General features: G+C 67.5%; 13 protein-coding genes. 5 read left to right on the forward strand and 8 right to left on the reverse strand.

Annotated elements, in window-relative coordinates:
• Position 1 precedes the first annotated feature (1 nt).
• The 3 genes from hemC to F466_RS0102230 form a co-directional block, all read right to left on the reverse strand.
• A complete protein-coding gene (gene hemC / locus F466_RS0102220; RefSeq protein WP_083918078.1) occupies positions 2-949 on the reverse strand; it encodes a hydroxymethylbilane synthase in 948 nt (315 codons plus the stop codon).
• Between the two features lie 94 nt (positions 950-1,043).
• On the reverse strand, positions 1,044-1,769 hold the full coding sequence (locus F466_RS0102225; protein ID WP_018175074.1) for a LytTR family DNA-binding domain-containing protein: 726 nt from the start codon (positions 1,767-1,769) through the stop codon (positions 1,044-1,046).
• Positions 1,759-2,799: a sensor histidine kinase gene (locus tag F466_RS0102230; RefSeq protein WP_018175075.1), complete on the reverse strand. Its 1,041-nt coding sequence runs from the start codon at positions 2,797-2,799 to the stop codon at positions 1,759-1,761. The genes F466_RS0102225 and F466_RS0102230 overlap by 11 nt, the downstream gene beginning before the upstream one ends.
• 107 nt (positions 2,800-2,906) lie before the next feature.
• Between F466_RS0102230 and argH the strand changes: the two genes are divergently transcribed.
• Positions 2,907-4,343, forward strand: a complete 1,437-nt coding sequence (gene argH, locus F466_RS0102235; RefSeq protein ID WP_018139760.1) for an argininosuccinate lyase — start codon at positions 2,907-2,909, stop codon at positions 4,341-4,343.
• 49 nt (positions 4,344-4,392) lie between these two features.
• Here argH and F466_RS0102240 read toward each other — a convergent pair whose 3' ends face one another.
• A complete protein-coding gene (locus tag F466_RS0102240) occupies positions 4,393-4,896 on the reverse strand; it encodes a hypothetical protein (RefSeq protein WP_018993369.1) in 504 nt (167 codons plus the stop codon).
• 139 nt (positions 4,897-5,035) lie between these two features.
• Between F466_RS0102240 and F466_RS0102245 the strand changes: the two genes are divergently transcribed.
• A complete protein-coding gene (locus F466_RS0102245) occupies positions 5,036-6,538 on the forward strand; it encodes a YdiU family protein (RefSeq protein ID WP_018993370.1) in 1,503 nt (500 codons plus the stop codon).
• A gap of 15 nt (positions 6,539-6,553) precedes the next feature.
• Here the strand turns inward: F466_RS0102245 and F466_RS0102250 are convergent, their stop codons facing one another.
• The gene (locus F466_RS0102250) at positions 6,554-7,042 is read right to left on the reverse strand and encodes a universal stress protein (protein ID WP_018993371.1); all 489 of its coding nucleotides are present in this window, start codon (positions 7,040-7,042) and stop codon (positions 6,554-6,556) included.
• Between the two features lie 247 nt (positions 7,043-7,289).
• On the opposite strand from F466_RS0102250, the gene F466_RS0102255 reads away from it, so the two are divergent.
• Positions 7,290-8,795, forward strand: a complete 1,506-nt coding sequence (locus F466_RS0102255) for a SulP family inorganic anion transporter (RefSeq protein ID WP_018993372.1) — start codon at positions 7,290-7,292, stop codon at positions 8,793-8,795.
• A gap of 188 nt (positions 8,796-8,983) precedes the next feature.
• Positions 8,984-9,712 carry a rhomboid family intramembrane serine protease gene (locus F466_RS0102260; protein ID WP_018649136.1) on the forward strand — a complete coding sequence of 243 codons (729 nt, stop codon included), beginning with the start codon at positions 8,984-8,986 and terminating at the stop codon, positions 9,710-9,712.
• Positions 9,713-9,922: 210 nt separating this feature from the next.
• Here the strand turns inward: F466_RS0102260 and F466_RS0102265 are convergent, their stop codons facing one another.
• A complete protein-coding gene (locus F466_RS0102265) occupies positions 9,923-12,037 on the reverse strand; it encodes a TonB-dependent receptor family protein (protein WP_369772673.1) in 2,115 nt (704 codons plus the stop codon).
• Between the two features lie 6 nt (positions 12,038-12,043).
• Positions 12,044-13,456, reverse strand: a complete 1,413-nt coding sequence (locus F466_RS0102270; protein WP_018993373.1) for a hypothetical protein — start codon at positions 13,454-13,456, stop codon at positions 12,044-12,046.
• A gap of 246 nt (positions 13,457-13,702) precedes the next feature.
• On the opposite strand from F466_RS0102270, the gene F466_RS0102275 reads away from it, so the two are divergent.
• Positions 13,703-14,722: a porin gene (locus tag F466_RS0102275; protein WP_018993374.1), complete on the forward strand. Its 1,020-nt coding sequence runs from the start codon at positions 13,703-13,705 to the stop codon at positions 14,720-14,722.
• Between the two features lie 150 nt (positions 14,723-14,872).
• On the opposite strand, the gene F466_RS0102280 is transcribed toward F466_RS0102275, so the two are convergent.
• On the reverse strand, positions 14,873-16,492 hold the full coding sequence (locus F466_RS0102280) for a BCCT family transporter (RefSeq protein WP_012981439.1): 1,620 nt from the start codon (positions 16,490-16,492) through the stop codon (positions 14,873-14,875).
• Positions 16,493-16,718: the final 226 nt, after the last annotated feature.

Here is a 16,718-nt window from a genome sequence, read left to right on the forward strand (position 1 = left end):
TTCAGGATCCTTTCGTGGAGGCTGCGTTCTCGGCGTGGGCGGCGGCCAGCAGCTCGCCAGCCCCCAGTTCCAGCAGTTGTTCGGCCAGCTGTACCCCGAGGGCCTCCGCGTCGCCGCGCGGCCCTTCCACCTGCCGTCGCAGGAGCTGGCTGCCATCGACGGCGCCGACCAGACCGTCCAGGCGGAGCCGGTCGCCGTCCAGGGTTGCGTGGGCGGCCAGAGGGACCTGGCAGCCGCCCTCCAGGCGGCGATTGAACGCGCGTTCTGCACGCACGCGGTCGGAGGTGTCGCGGTCGTTCAGGGGTGCGATCAGCGCCGCGATCTCCGGGTCGTTCTCGCGGCACTCGATGGCGATTGCCCCCTGGCCCACCGCCGGCAGGCTGACAGCCGGTTCCAGCCGGGCGCGGATGCGCTCGTCGAACCCAAGGCGCTTCAGTCCGGCCGCCGCCAGCAGGATCGCGTCGTACTCGCCGGCATCCAGCTTGCCCAGCCGGGTGTTCACGTTGCCGCGCAGATCGGTGATCTTCAGGTCCGGCCGCCGTGCCCGCAGCTGGCACTGCCGGCGCAGGCTGGACGAACCCACGCGCGCGCCCTGGGGCAGCTCGTCGACATGGGCATAGGTGTTGGAGACGAACGCATCCAGCGGATCTTCCCGATCGAGGATCACCGGTAGCACCAGGTCCGCCGGCAGCTCCATGGGCACGTCCTTGACCGAATGGACCGCGATGTCCGCACGATCCTCCAGCATTGCGACCTCCAGCTCCTTCACGAACAGCCCCTTGCCGCCGATACGGGCCAGCGGGGAGTCGAGCACGCGATCGCCCTGGGTCGTCATGCCGACCAGTTCCACCGGAAGATCCGGGTGCAGGCCCCGCAGGCGCGCGGCGACATGTTCCGCCTGCCACATGGCGAGCGGGCTTTTTCGAGTGGCGATACGCAGGGGTTTCATGCGGGGTCCGGCGGCTGGAGAATAAAGCGCCGTAGTATAACGGTTTCGGCGCAGTGGCCCGAACCCTCCCGGATCCAGGGGCTGTCGCTTCTTGCTATGCCAGATTGCCGCGCAGGAAGGCCCTCACCTGTGGCAGCTGACGGCGGCTGACGGCCACCGGATCGACGTGGCCGTGAAACAGCAGGCGGTGATCGGCCGGGCCGCGTGTCTCCAGCCCCCGGATCGCCGTGCGCACCACCAGGCAGCCCCGGCGCACGCACAGGAGGGCATCGCCGAACCGGGATTCCAGTTCGTGCAGTCGCGTATCCACAAACCCCTCGAGCTGTTCACCGCGCGCAATCACATAGCCGTCTTCGGCCGTGAAGTAGGCGATACGGTCCAGGGCCACGCGTTCCTCGCGCCGCCCGATGGTCAGGCGAACCGTCCGTGGAGCGGGTGCCGAAGAGCCGGCCTTGTGCCGGGCCGCGCGCTCCAGGGCCTGGGTCAGGCGCTCGCCGCGCACGGGCTTGAGCACGTAGTCGCGCACGCCGGCCTCGAAGGCGTCCAGGCTGAACTGCTCGTGTGCGGTGACCAGGATCACCATCAGGTCGGGTCGCCGGGCGCCGATCTCGGCGGCCAGCTCCATGCCCGACTCACCGGGCATCTCGACATCCAGCAGCACCAGATCGGGTGCCTCGCGGGTGATGGCGTCGCGTGCGCTGATCGCCTCGGCCGCCTGGCCAATCACCTGATGTCCGGCGTCGTTGACCATCCCGGCCAGGCGCTGACGCGCAATCGGTTCGTCGTCCACGATCAGGACGCGCAAGGCTTCACTCGACATGTTGATTCCCCCGTTCCAGTGGCAGGCGAATGCGGACTTCGAACTCGCGCTTCCGGGCCACGGTTTCGAAGCGACACCGATCACCAAACGCATGGTGCAGGCGCAGGCGCACGGCCTCGCTGGCGGTGCCGGTCCCCTCGCTGTGTGCCTCCGGGTCGACGCTGTTGGTCAGCGACAGCATCACTGTGCCGGAGTCGAGCCGACAGCGAACGCGCACGAAGCCGGGACCCCGGGCCGGCCCGATCCCGTGCTGGATCGCGTTTTCCGCCAGCGGCTGCAGGATCAGGGTGGGCACGCTGACGTCCAGACCGGCCTGGTCCGGGCAGTCCCATTCCACCTCCAGGCGTTCGCCAAACCGCGTCTGCTCGATATTCAGGAAGGCTCGCACCAGCTCCAGCTCCGCGCGCAGGGACTGGCGATCCGCGGTCGCGAAGGTGGCGCGAAAGAGATCGGCCAGATCCAGCGTGATCTGTTCCGCGCGCGCGGGTTCGCTGCGGCACAGCCCGGCAATGGTGTTCATGCTGTTGTAGAGAAAGTGCGGCCGCAGCCGCGCGCGCATCGCCTGCTCGCGGGCGCGGGAGACGGCCTGGGTCTCGCGCTGCCAGGCCGCCTGCAGGTAGAGGTAATGCATCGCCACCAGGCTCAGGATCGTGGCCACCGCGATCGCCGGCCAGCGCCAGGCCGGATCGGCCAGCTGCAGGCCCTCGGCCCCCAGAAAGACCGCCGCCGTGTTGGCGATTGGCACCAGCGGGGGCAGGACGATCTGGCCCCACAGGGGCAGGCGCACCAGCAGCCGCTTGCCGGCGCACAGGATCAGCAGGCTGGTCAGCGCGACCCAGAAGATGAACAGCGCATGCAGGGCGAGCCCCGGCACCCAGTCCTGCCCGCCCCCGCGCAGCAGGGTCACCGCCAGGGCCAGCAGTACCGCGACCATCAGCACGCGCAACAGCGTCTCGGCGCTGCAGAAATCCGGCAGCGGCGATTGTTTCGCCAGTTCGGTGGTCTCGTCGTCCGGCGCAGGTGCCTTCACGACCCGTCTCCCCTCCGGGTGCCGTCCATCCTTGTATTTGGTCGGGGGACACTGTGCCGCGTCTCCCTTATACTTCCGAGTCTTTCCAACCCGGTTCAGGGTGCACCATGACGCAGGATTCCGCACGCGACAAGCCACAGGCCCCGGCCCCCGAGGGCGAGGCCAAGCTCTGGGGCGGCCGTTTCTCCGAACCCACCGATGCCTTTGTCGAACGCTTTACCGCCTCGGTCGAGTTCGACCAGCGCCTGTACCGGGAGGATATCCAGGGATCGCAGGCGCATGCGCGCATGCTGGCCAAGGTCGGCGTCCTGACCGACGCCGAGGCCGAACAGATCCTGCAGGGGCTGGACGCCATCCGCGACGAGATCGCCGCCGGCAAGTTCGACTGGCAGATCGGCCGCGAAGATGTGCACATGAACATCGAGGCGCGGCTGATCGAGCGGATCGGTGACGTCGGCAAGAAGCTGCACACCGGCCGTTCGCGCAACGACCAGGTGGCGACCGACATCCGCCTGTGGCTGCGCGCCGCCATCGACGACATCCTGAGCCTTGTCCGGGCCTACCAGCGCGGGCTGGTGGATCTGGCCGAGCGCGAGGCCGAGACGGTGATGCCCGGCTTTACCCATCTGCAGACCGCGCAGCCGGTCACCTTCGGGCACCACATGCTGGCCTGGTACGAGATGCTGGAGCGCGATGCCCAGCGCCTGGTCGACTGCCGCGCGCGGGTCAATGTCCTCCCGCTGGGCGCGGCCGCGCTGGCCGGGACACCGTATCCGCTGGATCGCGAGTACACCGCCGAGCTGCTGGGCTTTGACGGGGTGACGCGCAACTCGCTGGACGCGGTCTCGGATCGCGACTTCGCGATTGAGTTCACCGCCGCCGCGGCCACGCTGATGATGCACCTGTCGCGCCAGGCCGAGGAACTGATCCTCTGGACCAGTGCGCAGTTCGCGTTCATCGACCTGCCGGACCGCTACTGCACCGGCTCGTCGATCATGCCGCAGAAGAAAAACCCGGACGTGCCCGAGCTGGTGCGTGGCAAGACCGGCCGGGTCTATGGCCACCTGATGTCCTTGCTGACCCTGATGAAGGGCCAGCCGCTCGCCTACAACAAGGACAATCAGGAGGACAAGGAACCGCTGTTCGACACCGTGGATACCTTGCTCGGCTCGCTGCGCGCGTTTGCCGACATGGTGCCCAACCTGGAGGTGCGTGCGGAGAACACCCTGGCCGCCACGCGCAAGGGCTTTGCCACGGCAACGGATCTTGCCGACTACCTGGTCGGGCGGGGTGTGGCCTTCCGTGATGCCCACGAGGTCGTGGGTCGTGCGGTACGGGTGGCGCAGGATCGTGGGGTCGATCTGGCGGAACTGCCGCTGGCCGACCTGCAGGCCATCAGCGACGCGGTGGGCGACGATGTTTACACGGTGCTGACGCCGGAGGGGTCGGCCGCTGCTCGCAACCTGACCGGCGGCACGGCCCCGGAGCAGGTCCGGCGCCAGGTCGCGGTCGCCCGCGAGCACCTTGCGGGCACGATGGGCTGAGACACGATCGAGGTGGTGCGAAGGCGCACCACCTGATTTACCAGGATCGTCAGTAGGCCAGCGTCGAGTCGATCACTTCCCACATCACGTTACCGTGCACCACCTCGTAGCCGAGCAGGACCTGGCCATGGGCATCGTCGCCCTCGAAGTTCGCCAGTACCCAGCGGTGGTTCAGCACGTGGATGCCGTCGGGCCGGAACGTAAAGCCCTCGTCACCCTCCGCCTCGTGCGGGATCAGCTCCGGATGTTCCATCAGATCTGCACGCAGGCGCTCCTCGGCGCGTGCCATGCCGCGGCGTTGCAGGTCCTGGATGTGCGCGTTCGTCAGGCCCAGTTCGACCGGGCGCGGAATCTCGTGCCGGGTGTATTCCTGTAGCTGCACCTGCGTCTGGTACAGCTCGCGCTGGGCCTCGGTCACATCCTGCTCCAGCCCGGTGGCACGGGCGATGTAGATGGCGAGGATGATGACGAAAAACAGCATGAAGCCCAGCCAGGCCAGGCGTTCGCTGTTCTTCAGGCCACCCTGATTCTTGTTGTCCTGCTCTTCGGTCACGAGTCTCCTCCCGGAAATGGGGCGTACGACATGGTCGCCGTGCCCGCGTGACGGAACACCCGGGCACTGTGGGCCCAAAGGTGCAAAATCGAATCGTCGCGCATCATAACGCCTGAAGCCGCGATCTGCCGAGGTATCGATGTCCCGCGCCGAAGCCCCAGCGCCCAGCACACCCGAACTGCAATGGGTGAACCGCTTTGCGAGTCTGCCGGAGGCCTTTTATGACCGTCCGGCGCCGGCCCCGTTCCCGGATGCCACGTGCCTGGCGACCAGCGCCGAGATGTGCCGGCGCCTGGGGCTGGCCGCGACCGACCTGGCCCGCCAGCCCTGGCTGGGGGCCTGCACCGAAGGACACCCGATGGAGGGCCCCGACCCGCTGGCCAGTGTCTATGCCGGGCACCAGTTCGGCGTCTTTGTCCCGCAGTTGGGGGACGGACGCGCAAAGCTGCTGGGCGAGGTTCGAACCACCTCCGGTGAGCACTGGGAACTGCAGGTGAAAGGGGCTGGCCGCACGCGCTATTCGCGCGGCGCCGACGGCCGCGCGGTACTGCGTTCCTCGATCCGCGAGTACCTGATCTCCGAGGCGATGGCCGCACTGGGCGTGCCGACCACCCGCGCGGTGGCCCTGTTCGGCTCCAGCCTGCAGGTCCTGCGCGAGCGCGTGGAACCGGGGGCGATCGTGCTGCGCGCGGCACCCAGCTTCCTGCGCTTCGGGCACTTCGAGTATTTCCACTACAGCGGCTACAGCGAACGCCTGCGCGAACTGATCGACTATGCGCTGGCGCACGACTATCCCGAGCTGGCGGACGCCGACGACCCGGTGGCCGCGATGCTCGAACAGGTGATCGCGAACACCGCCGAGATGATCGCCGACTGGCAGGCCGTCGGGTTTTGCCACGGGGTGATGAATACCGACAACATGAGCCTGCTGGGGCTGACCATCGACTATGGCCCGTTCGCGTTCCTGGATGCCTACGACCCGGGCTACATCTGCAACCACACCGACCAGGGCGGCCGCTACGCCTTCGACCAGCAGCCGGCGATCGCGCAGTGGAACCTGATCCGTCTGGCCGAGACCCTGGTAATCCATTTCCAGGACGCCACCCGCGAAGCCGCGATCGAGCGGGCCAAGGCACTTCTGGTGGACTTCATGCCCCGGTTCGAGCAGGCCTGGCTAACGCGCATGCGCGCGAAGCTGGGGCTGGCGGAGGAACGCGAAGGGGACCTTGAGTTGATTCACGACCTGCTGGCGCGCATGGCCGCGGAGGGCGTCGATTACACGCGCTTCTTCCGCCAGCTACCGGACCTGGAGCAGCCCGAGATCCGCGAACAGCTCGAGGCCGAGCTGGAGGACGCGGAGACCTGGCGCGCATGGTGGTCGCGCTATCAGGCGCGCCTGGAGACGGAGGCCCGCCCGTTCGAGGCGCGTCGGGCGGCGATGAACGCGGTCAATCCGAAGTACATCCTGCGCAACCACCTGGCGCAGGCCGCGATCGAGCAGGCCGAGGCGGGCGATACGTCCGAGCTGCTGCGGCTGCAGGCGATCCTCGCGCAGCCGTACGACGAGCAGTCCGAGTTCGAGGCCTACGCGGACCTGCCGCCCGCCTGGGCCGCCGGCATCCAGTTGAGTTGCTCCTCCTGAGGCCCCGCTGCGTGGTCAGTTGACCGCGCCCTCCGGGGGCAGCTTTTGCTTCATGGCGTCGGACAGCGGGACGTCGTGCACCACCAGTACCGGCAGGCGTGCATTGCGCACCAGCCATTCGGTCGCGGACCCGGAGAGCATGCTGGCGATCTGGCTGCGACCGCGCGTGCCCATCACGATCATGTCCGCACCCCATTCCTCGGCATGGCGGGAGATCTCCTCCGGCGCACTGCCAATGGCCACGGCGACCTCGTCGTCCTCCTCGGCCCACGCCTCGAGCTGTGCGCGGACCTTGTCTTCCGCGGAGTGACGCATGTCCTTCGCGTTCAGCGGCGAGGTGCCGGCGCCACTGAAGGCGCCAGCGGCGCTGGGCCCGGCCACATCAGAGGGCTTCATCACGTAGAGCAAGCGCTTCTTCGCCCCCGAGCAGTGCTGCCGCGCGACGGCCAGGGCCGCGGCGGAGGCAGGCGAGAAGTCGACGGCGATGATGACGCGCTGCAGCATGGGGATCCTCGGGCTGGTCGTGGGAAGGGGCTCGGCGAGACCCCACAGGGGGCGCGCGGTTCAGCGTCTTGGTGCGAGGTGCTAGACTTCGCCCCCTTTCGGCGGTTTCAGTCTGTACTGGCACCAGACCGCTTGCAACCGCGCCTGCGAGAGGTGGAACACCGGTGAGCCTCCCCTCGCACCTGTCCGCCCGCCAGTCCCGGCCCCGGTCGATACAGCGGCGCGCATCCGTATTGGGGATTCCCACGTGCAGCAGACCCTGACCGACTTCCTGCAACGCCAGCGCAAGATCTGGTTGTTCAATGTGCGCGCGGACCTGATCGCCGGGATCGTGGTCGCGCTGGCCCTGATCCCCGAGGCGATCGCGTTCTCGATCATCGCCGGGGTCGACCCGAGCGTGGGCCTGTACGCCTCGTTCACCATGGCGGTGGTGATCGCCTTCGCCGGCGGACGCCCCGGCATGATCTCGGCCGCGACCGGGGCCATGGCGCTGCTGATGGTGACATTGGTGGCGGAACACGGGCTGCAGTACCTGCTGGCCGCGACCATCCTGACCGGGATCATCCAGATCCTGTTCGCCTGGGCCAAGCTCGCGCGCTACATGATGTTCATCCCGCGCACGGTGCTGGTCGGCTTCGTGAATGCGCTGGCGATCCTGATCTTCCTGTCGCAGGTGCCCTATCTGGTGGACGGCGACACCACCATGTGGGCGCTGGTCACCGCCGGGCTGCTCATCCTCTACGGCCTGCCGATGATCCCGGGCTACCCGAAGCTGCTGCCGCCGCCGCTGGTCGCGATCGTGGTGCTCAGCGTCCTGGTCTACTTCATGGGCCTGCCGACGCTGGAGGTCGGCGACATGGGCGAGCTGCCGGACGGCCTGCCGGTGTTCCTGTTCCCGGACATCCCGCTGAACTGGGAGACCCTGCAGATCATCTTCCCGACCGCCTTCGCGCTGGCGATCGTCGGCCTGCTGGAGTCGCTGCTGACCGCCTCCATCCTCGACGACCTGACCGACACGCCCTCCGGCAAGAACCGCGAGGCCCAGGGCCAGGGCATCGCCAACATCGTCACCGGCTGTTTCGGCGGCATGGCGGGCTGCGCGATGATTGGCCAGTCGGTGATCAACATCAAGTCCGGGGGGCTGGGGCGCCTGTCCACGCTGTCGGCGGGCATCTTCCTGCTGATCTTCATCGTGTTCCTCGGTGACCTGGTCTCGATCATCCCCATGGCCGCGCTGGTCGCGGTGATGATCATGGTCTCCATCGCCACCTTCGACTGGGGCTCGCTGACCACCCTGCACAAGCTGCCGCGCACCGACGCCACCGTGCTGATCGTGACCGTCGGCACCACCGTGATCACCCACGACCTGTCGCTGGGCGTGTTCGCCGGCGTGCTGCTCTCGGCGATCTTCTTCGCGCGCAAGATGGTCAAGGCCGTCGAAGTCACCAGTGCGCTGTCGGAGGACGGCCGGACTCGCATCTACACCGTGCGCGGCCAGCTGTTCTTCGTCGCCGTGGACAAGTTCATCGACAGCTTCGACTACCGCGAGGGCATCCACCACATCGAGATCGACCTGACGCGCGCCTCGCTATGGGACAGCTCGGCGGTGGCTGCCATCGACAAGGTCGTCGGCAAGTTCCGCCGCAACGGCATGGAGGTCGAAGTCAGGACGCCGCGTGGCGAGAGCGGCGAACTCCACGACAAGCTCGCGCAACACGACAAGGGCGCCGACCTGGGGCCGGGCGGGCACTAATGCCGCCACCGTCATTGCGAGGAGTGCAGCGACGAAGCAACCTCCCTCCGAAACCCTCGGACCCCGACACTGCGCAAGCTTCGGGAGGTTGCCGCGGCCCCTGCGGGACCTCGCAATGACGGTGCCCGTGGCGGCGCCGGGGGATGGGAGAGATTGGACCTCCTGTCCAGGCATGGCAGGCTAGGCGGATGATGAATCTTCGCCGGCCGGCGCCTCCGGCCGACCCCCGGGCCGAGCAGGAGCGGATTCGGCGTGCGCTGCTCTGGCCCATGCTGGGGGCCGCCGTCCTGATCGTGATCCACGCCCTGCACGACCTGCTGGGCGGGGACTGGTCGCGGCTGGGTATTCTGCCGCGCGACGCGGTCGGGGCGCTGGGCATCATCACCTCGCCGTTGATCCACGGCTCCTGGGGTCACCTGCTCGCCAATGTGCCGACCTTGTGGGTGCTCGGCATGCTCACGCTCTACGGCTTTCCGCGTGCCACGCGCGTTGCAGTCCCGCTGATCTGGCTGATGGGGGGCCTGGGTGTCTGGCTGTTCGCTCGCGAGGGGCTGCACATTGGCGCCTCGGGCCTGACCCACGGGCTGATGTTCTTTGCCGTGGTGATCGGGATCCGCCGGCGCGATGCGCTGTCCATCGCGGTGGCCATCATCATCCTGTTCCTCTACGGCAGCATGCTCTGGGGTGTCTTCCCCAGCGGCCCCAAGGTCTCGTTCGAAGCGCACCTGTTCGGCGCGGTCGTGGGTGCGGTCTGTGGCTGGTTCCTCTATCGTCGAGATCCGTTCCCGGTGTATCGGCGGCACGACTGGGAGGACGACGACCCCACCGACCCCGAGACCCTGCGCAAGATCGAACAGGGGCGGCTCGACGAGATCGAGCCGAAGGAACCGCCGGAGGGGCCTGGGCGGCGCGATTAGTCGGACACCCTTCCTTGATGCGGTTCGCGCGGCGCTCAGTGCAGCGTGCGACGTAGCGGCTACGGTCCATCTTCACGGCACCGTCATTGCGAGGAGGCGAAGCCGACGTGGCAATCTCCGAACGCTGGCAATGCGGTGCTTCCTGAGGGAGATTGCTTCGTCGGCTTCGCCTCCTCGCAATGACGGCTCAGGGTCCGGCGTGGTGGTGCTCTAGCGCCCGAAGGTCATGCGCATGCCGGCCATCAGGGTCAGGCCGGGGGCCGGCTCGTAATAGCGGCGGTTGCCGTCGTTGATGCGGATGTTGTCGACGTTGTCTGCGTCCAGCAGGTTGTTCGCGGCCACGAAGGCCTCGACATGGGCGTTGCCATCCTGCCAGTGGCGGCCCGCGCGCAGGTTCAGCGTGGTCTGTCCGCCCACTCGTTCGTCGTTGGCGTCGTTCACGTAGCGCCCGCCTGTGTACAGCGCATCGATGGTGAAAAAGTAAGGTCCCTGACGCCAGTCGGCCTCCACGAACAGCTGCTCGCGCGGCAGCCCGGGCAGGCGATTGCCGTCGCGCCGTTCGCCCTGCTGGTCCACGAAATCCCGATAGCGGAAATCGTTCAGGCTGAGCGCGCTGGACAGCGTCCACTGCTCCGTCGCGGACCAGTCGACCGCCAGCTCGAAGCCGTTACGCGCGGTCCGGCCGGCGTTGGTGTAGAACGTGCGACCGTCCACGTTGGGCTCTTCGAACGGGGCGATCTCGTCGCGTACGCGGGTCGCGTAGACCGAGGCATCCCAGGCCAGGCGACCGGTCTCGCGGCGGATCCCGACCTCGATGCTGCGTGCCCGCTGAGGGTCGAGATCGGCGTTGAATCCGCCCCCGCCCTCGGGGTTCGCGAACTCGGTGAAGGTCGGCGTCTCGAAGTTGGTGGCCACGTTCACGTAGGCCCGGTAGTCCGGCTGGAAGTGCCAGATCAGCCCCGCCATCGCGCTGGTCTCGCGGAAGGTCCGCGCATCCGAACGGTCCGGTTCACCCACCCGATCGGCGAAGTGGTCATCGATGGACATGCGGATGCGGTCGTGGCGTGCGCCGAGCACCACGTTCCAGTCCGACCCCAGCGCGGTGTCGGTCTGCACGAACACCCCGCGTGAGCGGGCGCGCTCGCGTTGGTCCAGCGCAAGGTCGTCGATCGAGGGGGTGCCGCCCGGACAGTTCGCCTGTCCCTGGATATCGGTACAGCGGCGGGTGCGGTCGTCGCGCTGTTCCTCCAGGTCGATCCCGGTCAGCACCCGGGTCGGGCCGATGTCCTGTTCGTACTGGGCGTTGAGGCCGTAGAAGTCGCGCTCGTAGGCTACCCGTGAGTCGCCGGGGAATGGCAGTTGCTGCGCGTAGTCGCGCTGGGTCCAGAAACCACCCAGGCGCAGCTCGCCGGGGCCGAGCGACTGCTCCCACTGCAGCCCCGTTGTGAGCTGCTCGGCTTCCTGGGTGCTGTCGAGGGCCGTGGCCAGCGGGGCGGCCGCGCGCCGGTTCTGGCGCATCTCCTCGCGCGTGAGCCCGCCGGGGTCATCGGTGCGCGGGGCATCGAGGTAACGCAGGTGAAAATTCAGCGTCCCCGCCTCCAGCTCCGAGGCGGTATGCAGGCGCAGGTAGCGCTTCTCGGCGGTGGACTGGTCGCGGTAGCCGTCGATGGCGAAGTCGTGGGCGGTCAGGGAGTAGCGATGGGTCCCGTGATCCTGCTCGGCGATCGCCTCGGCGCGGCGATAGCCGTAGCTGCCCAGCATGACTCCGCCGCCAAAGCCACGCGCGTCGCGGCCGTCGCGGGTGCGCGCCGAGATCACGCCTCCGGAGGCATTGCCGTACAGCGCGGCGCTGGGCCCGCGCAGGACCTCGATGTCGCGCAGGTTCAGCAGGTCGATGGCGTCCACCTGCGATTGGCCGTCCGGGGTGGTCTCGGGGATGCCATCCTGCAGGATGCGCAGCCCGCGCACCCCGAACGGTGCGCGCGAGCCGAAGCCGCGGATGGAGATGCGCGCGTCCTGCGCGAAGTTGTAGCGGTTCTGGGCGAACAGCCCCGGAACGCGATTCAGCGACTCGTCCAGCTGCAGGCCCTGGCGCCCCTCGGTGGCCTGGCGCTCGTCCACGCGCGATACCGCCGCCGGCAGGTCCGCCAGCGGCGTGGCCAGCCTGGGTGCGGTCACCGTGATCTCGACCGGGTCGAGCACGGGTACGTCGTCCTCGGCGATGGCCGTCGGAGCGGCCAGGCCCAGCACCGGCAGGGACAGCGGCAGCAGAGCGACCGGTCCCCTGAGGCTCCGGGTCTGCCCGTCTGCCGGTCGCCTGGGCATCGCGCGTTAGTCCCGGAGGGTCAGCTGCTCGGTCAGGAGCTCGCCATGATCGAGGAAGGCGTCGTACAGCGCCCGGCTGCGTTCCGCCAGCGCCTCGTCGTCGCCCCAGGACCCTGGGCGGTCGAAGGCCTCGCCCGTACGGTAGCCATTGGCCACGGCCATCATGAAGGCCGCGACGGATCGGGTGGTCACGGTCGGGTCGGTCACCGACCCATCCTCGTAGGCCAGGCGTGTGGGGACGATGGCAGACCCGAGCTGGTATTCGAGCGCGCCCTCGAGCAGGCGATCGATCGCCGCACCCAGTTCGCCTTCCAGCTCCGGCGCCCGCTCGCTCAGCAGCTTTGCGGTCCCCTCGCGTTCGCGCAGCAGGGAAAAGCCGCCGGTGACCTGGTGGACGAACCGCCATTGCGCGGCGACGTCGACGTGGTCGGAGGCCGCACGGGCCTCGCCGTCCTCGAACGCGATGCGTTCGGGCAGGCCCCAGTCGCGGATCGGCCCGTCTTCGGACACGATGGCGCGGGTGATGGACGCAGTGCGGTCCGCCAGGGTCTCGGCGCGTGCCTGGTCGTCTGCATCCCCGAACAGGTAGAGCGTCTCGTAGACACCCTTGAGGCCACGCAGCAGCGCCCCGACCTGATCCACCGACCATTCGGCGCCCTGGTCGCGGACAAACATCCCGGCATCATCATCCCAGGCCGCGTCGGCGGTATCCGCCATGGCCCGGGCGATCTCGACCATGTCCTCGCGCGAGTGGCCGAGCCAGCCCGCGAGGGTCTGGAGCTCCAGTTGCCCCATGTCGTCCTCGCCACCCGGCTTGTCCTGGCGCACCCAGGCGTATGCGGGGCCGTGCAGGGCGTCGAGGCCGAAGGCGAGGGCATCGGTGTCCGACTCATTCGCCGCTGCCACCTCGCCGTCGGCGTAGCGCTCGTTGACCAGGTGGTCCGCCAGCGCCGACATCAGCGGGGCGGGGTTGTGGGTGATCTCGTCGTACAGGCCCAGGTGCTCGAAGCGACCCCCGCTGTGATGCATATGGTAGAGATACGCGGCATCGGCATAGGCCGCCGGATCGGCCTCGTCGTCGCGGCCGGCCTGGGCGCGCATGCGCCCTTCATCTACCAGCTTGCCGTGCACCGTATCCAGCAGGCCGAGCCAGGTCTCGCCGATCTCCCGCATCGGGCCATCGGCGAGTTCCGGACGGTAGTCGTCATGCCCCAACTCACTGTCGCGCATCAGGCGGCCCTTGACCGTCAGTGCCCCCAGCGTCATGAACGCATCATCGGCGGTCATCCCGTCGGCATGCACGAGCACGCGGTCCTGGTGATCGAGCCCGTGGGCGACCCCAAGCGGAGCGGCCTGTGCGAGCGCGGGCCCCAATAGCGAAAATGCGGCCGCCGCCGCGATTGCGGACTGCTTCATCATGAAACTCCCCTGCCTGATCGTGAGCACTTGAGCCCGTAGGCCTCATTTCCACCTGACCGGCCACGATGGGCTCGGTTCCACTTCCGTTGTCTCCCCCCGGGCAACGGTGTTGCGCCTTAACCGGATCTTCACCGCTTCTTAACCGGCCTTTCATCCGGCCTCCCCATGCTTGCGGCCGGTCGGGATGCCTGTGCGTCGCGACCGCTTTTCGACGCATCGAACGCATTCGCCTAGGGGAGAAAACCTATGAATCGCAAGCAACTGCTGACCAGCCTGATCGCGGCGGGCCTCGTCGTCCCGGCTGTGGCCACCGCCGACTGGACGCTGTACGGGCGTGCCCATCTGTCCGCCGACGTCCTCGACGACGGTGCCGACTACAACGAGTTCAACATATCCAGCAATTCGAGCCGCCTGGGCTTTCGTGGCGAACGCGAGTTCCGCGACCAGCTCACCGGCATTTTCCAGATCGAGCAGCAGATCGACTTCGACACGGATGGTACCCACTTCGCCACCCGTGACACCTTCGCCGGGATCAAGGGCGACCGTTGGGGGATGCTGCGCATCGGCAAGTTCGATACCCCGTTCAAGCGGGCCCGCGGGCCGGCCAACTTCTTTGGCGACCAGGTCGGTGATCTGCGCAACCTGACACGTTCCGCCGCCCAGACCGGGCGCTTCGACGAGCGTTTCAACAACAGCATCCACTATCAGACCCCGAGCTTCGGCGGCCTGACCTGGAATATCCAGTACTCGAACGAGACCGATGGCGCCACGACGGTGGACGGCGCTGACAACAAGGCCTATTCGACCTCGCTGAACCTGAGCATGGGCGACTGGACCGGCGCGCTGGCCTACGAAAAGCAGGAAGACGGTGACGTGAACCCGGACGCCTGGCGCCTTGCTGTCGGCTACCGCATCACGGAGGCCTTCCGCATCGGCGGCCTCTACCAGAATTCCGAGACGGTCAACGGTGACGAGGCGGATGTGTACGGACTGGGCGGTCAGTTTCGGATGACCCCGAGCATGTACTTGAACGGCCACGTCTTCCAGCTGGACTCCGACCTGGACGATGCCGACGCCACGATGTACGCCGTTGGCCTGGAATATCGTATCGACAGCGACCTGCGCTTCTACGGCAACATTGCGCTGGTCGACAACGACGACCACTCCGCCCTGACGCCCTGGGGTGCAGCACGGACCTCCGGCCCGGGCGGAGCGCTGGGCGAAAACGCCACCGCCTTCTCGATCGGCATGCGCTACGACTTCTAGGTCGTGGCCCCAGCCGTGTCCCGGGGTCCGGGACACGGCTGAACAAAAAACCCCCGCCGGACTACGCCCCGGCGGGGGTTTTTGTTTCTCTAGCAGCCAGGCCGGGAGCATCTGGCCCTGTGCCGGCCTAAAGGGCGGAGCCTTGCTGAGTTACCCCGTCGCCTCCTTCAGTCGGATCAGCTTGAGTTCGTGGAACAGCCCCATCATCAGGCTGACGCACATGAACAGCAGCACGATCACGAAGGGCAGGCCGGCGCTGACGGCACCGGCCTGCAGGGCCTGCAGCGCGGCCGCGCCACCCACCGCCAGCAGCACACCGGCGATCACGCCCTCGACCGTGGCCCAGAACAGGCGCTGGGACTGCGGGGCGTCGGTCTTGCCGCCGGAGGTGATCGAGTCGATCACCAGCGAGCCGGAGTCTGACGAGGTGATGAAGAAAACCAGGACCAGGGTGATTGCCAGCAGTGAGGTGATCGTGGTCAGCGGCAGGTGCTCGAGCATCTGGAACAGCGCCAGCGAGGAGTCACTGATGCCGTCGGCCAGTGCACCGACCCCGTCGCGGGCCTGATCCAGGCCGGTCCCGCCAAAGGCACTCATCCAGATCACGGTCACGGCCGTTGGCACCAGCAGCACCGCGGTCACGAACTGGCGTACCGTGCGCCCGCGCGAGACCCGTGCGATGAACATGCCGACAAACGGCGACCAGGAGATCCACCAGGCCCAGAAGAAGATCGTCCACTCGTGATAGAAGGTCTGGTCGTCACGACCCACAGGGTTGCTGAGCGGCCACATGTACTGGGCGTAGGCGCTCAGCGTGATGCCGGTATTGGAGAGGAAGGCGATAAAGCCGCCGAACAGGGCCACGAACAGTAGCAGTACCACCGCCAGCGTCAGGTTGATGTTGCTGAGCACGCGCACCCCGCCATGGATGCCGCGCATGATCGACAACAGGGCAATTACCGTGACGCCGATGATGATCGCGACCTGGGTGTTCAGGCCGGCTTCGATGCCGAACACCGACTCCAGCCCCGATGCCGCCTGCTGCGCCCCAAGACCCAGGGAGGTGGCCAGGCCGAACAGGGTGGCCAGTACCGCCAGGGTGTCGATCACATGCCCGAGCGGGCCCCAGATCCGCTCGCCGAAGATCGGGTAGAACGCGGAGCGGATGGTCAGCGGCAGGCCCTTGTTAAAGGCAAAGAACGCCAGCGCCAGGCCTACCACGGCATAGATCGCCCATGGGTGCAGGCCCCAGTGATACATCGTCGCACCCAGGGCCGCGTGCTTCGCTTCCTCGGTGCCGCCCTCGATGCCCAAAGGCGTCCCGAACCACTCGGTGAAGTAGCCTACCGGTTCGGCCACGGCCCAGAACATCAGGCCGATGCCCATGCCGGCGGCGAACAGCATCGAGAACCAGGACAACACGCTGAAGTCCGGCTTCGCATCCTGGCCGCCAATCCGGATGCTCCCGACCGGCAGCAGGATCAGGGCCAGACAGAACAGCACGAACAGGTTGCCGGCCGACAAGAACAGCCAGTCAAAGGTCTCGCCGATCCAGGCACGCGTGGCGCCCAGGCCCTCGTCGGCCTGTTCCGGGAACATCAGGGACAGGATCACGAACGCGAGGATCAGCAGGGCGCTGACGGCGAATACCGGGTTGTGCAGATCCAGCCCCAGCGGGTTGATGTTCTGTTCCCCGATCTCGTGATCGGTCTCGTAACGGGCCTCGAGCTCCTCGATCTCCCGTTTCGGGTCTTGTGCGTTGTCGCTCACGCTCACCTCCTTGGTGTGATTGGGGGACGCTGGTCCAGACGTTCTCCGGTCCATTGCCTGGAACTGTCTGACCGCCAGGGCGGTAGTCTTCGATTGAGACCGCGTCTCCCGAGGTACGAGTCGTTTCGTTCTGGCATCCGGCCGTCGGAATCCGAAACGAAAAATTCGGGACCTTCATGGCTGACTTCCATTGCTCACCCGCTAGCGGGTGAGCAACAAACGTGCG

It is taken from the genome of Thioalkalivibrio sp. ALgr1, from assembly GCF_000378285.1.
Taxonomy (GTDB): domain Bacteria; phylum Pseudomonadota; class Gammaproteobacteria; order Ectothiorhodospirales; family Ectothiorhodospiraceae; genus Thioalkalivibrio.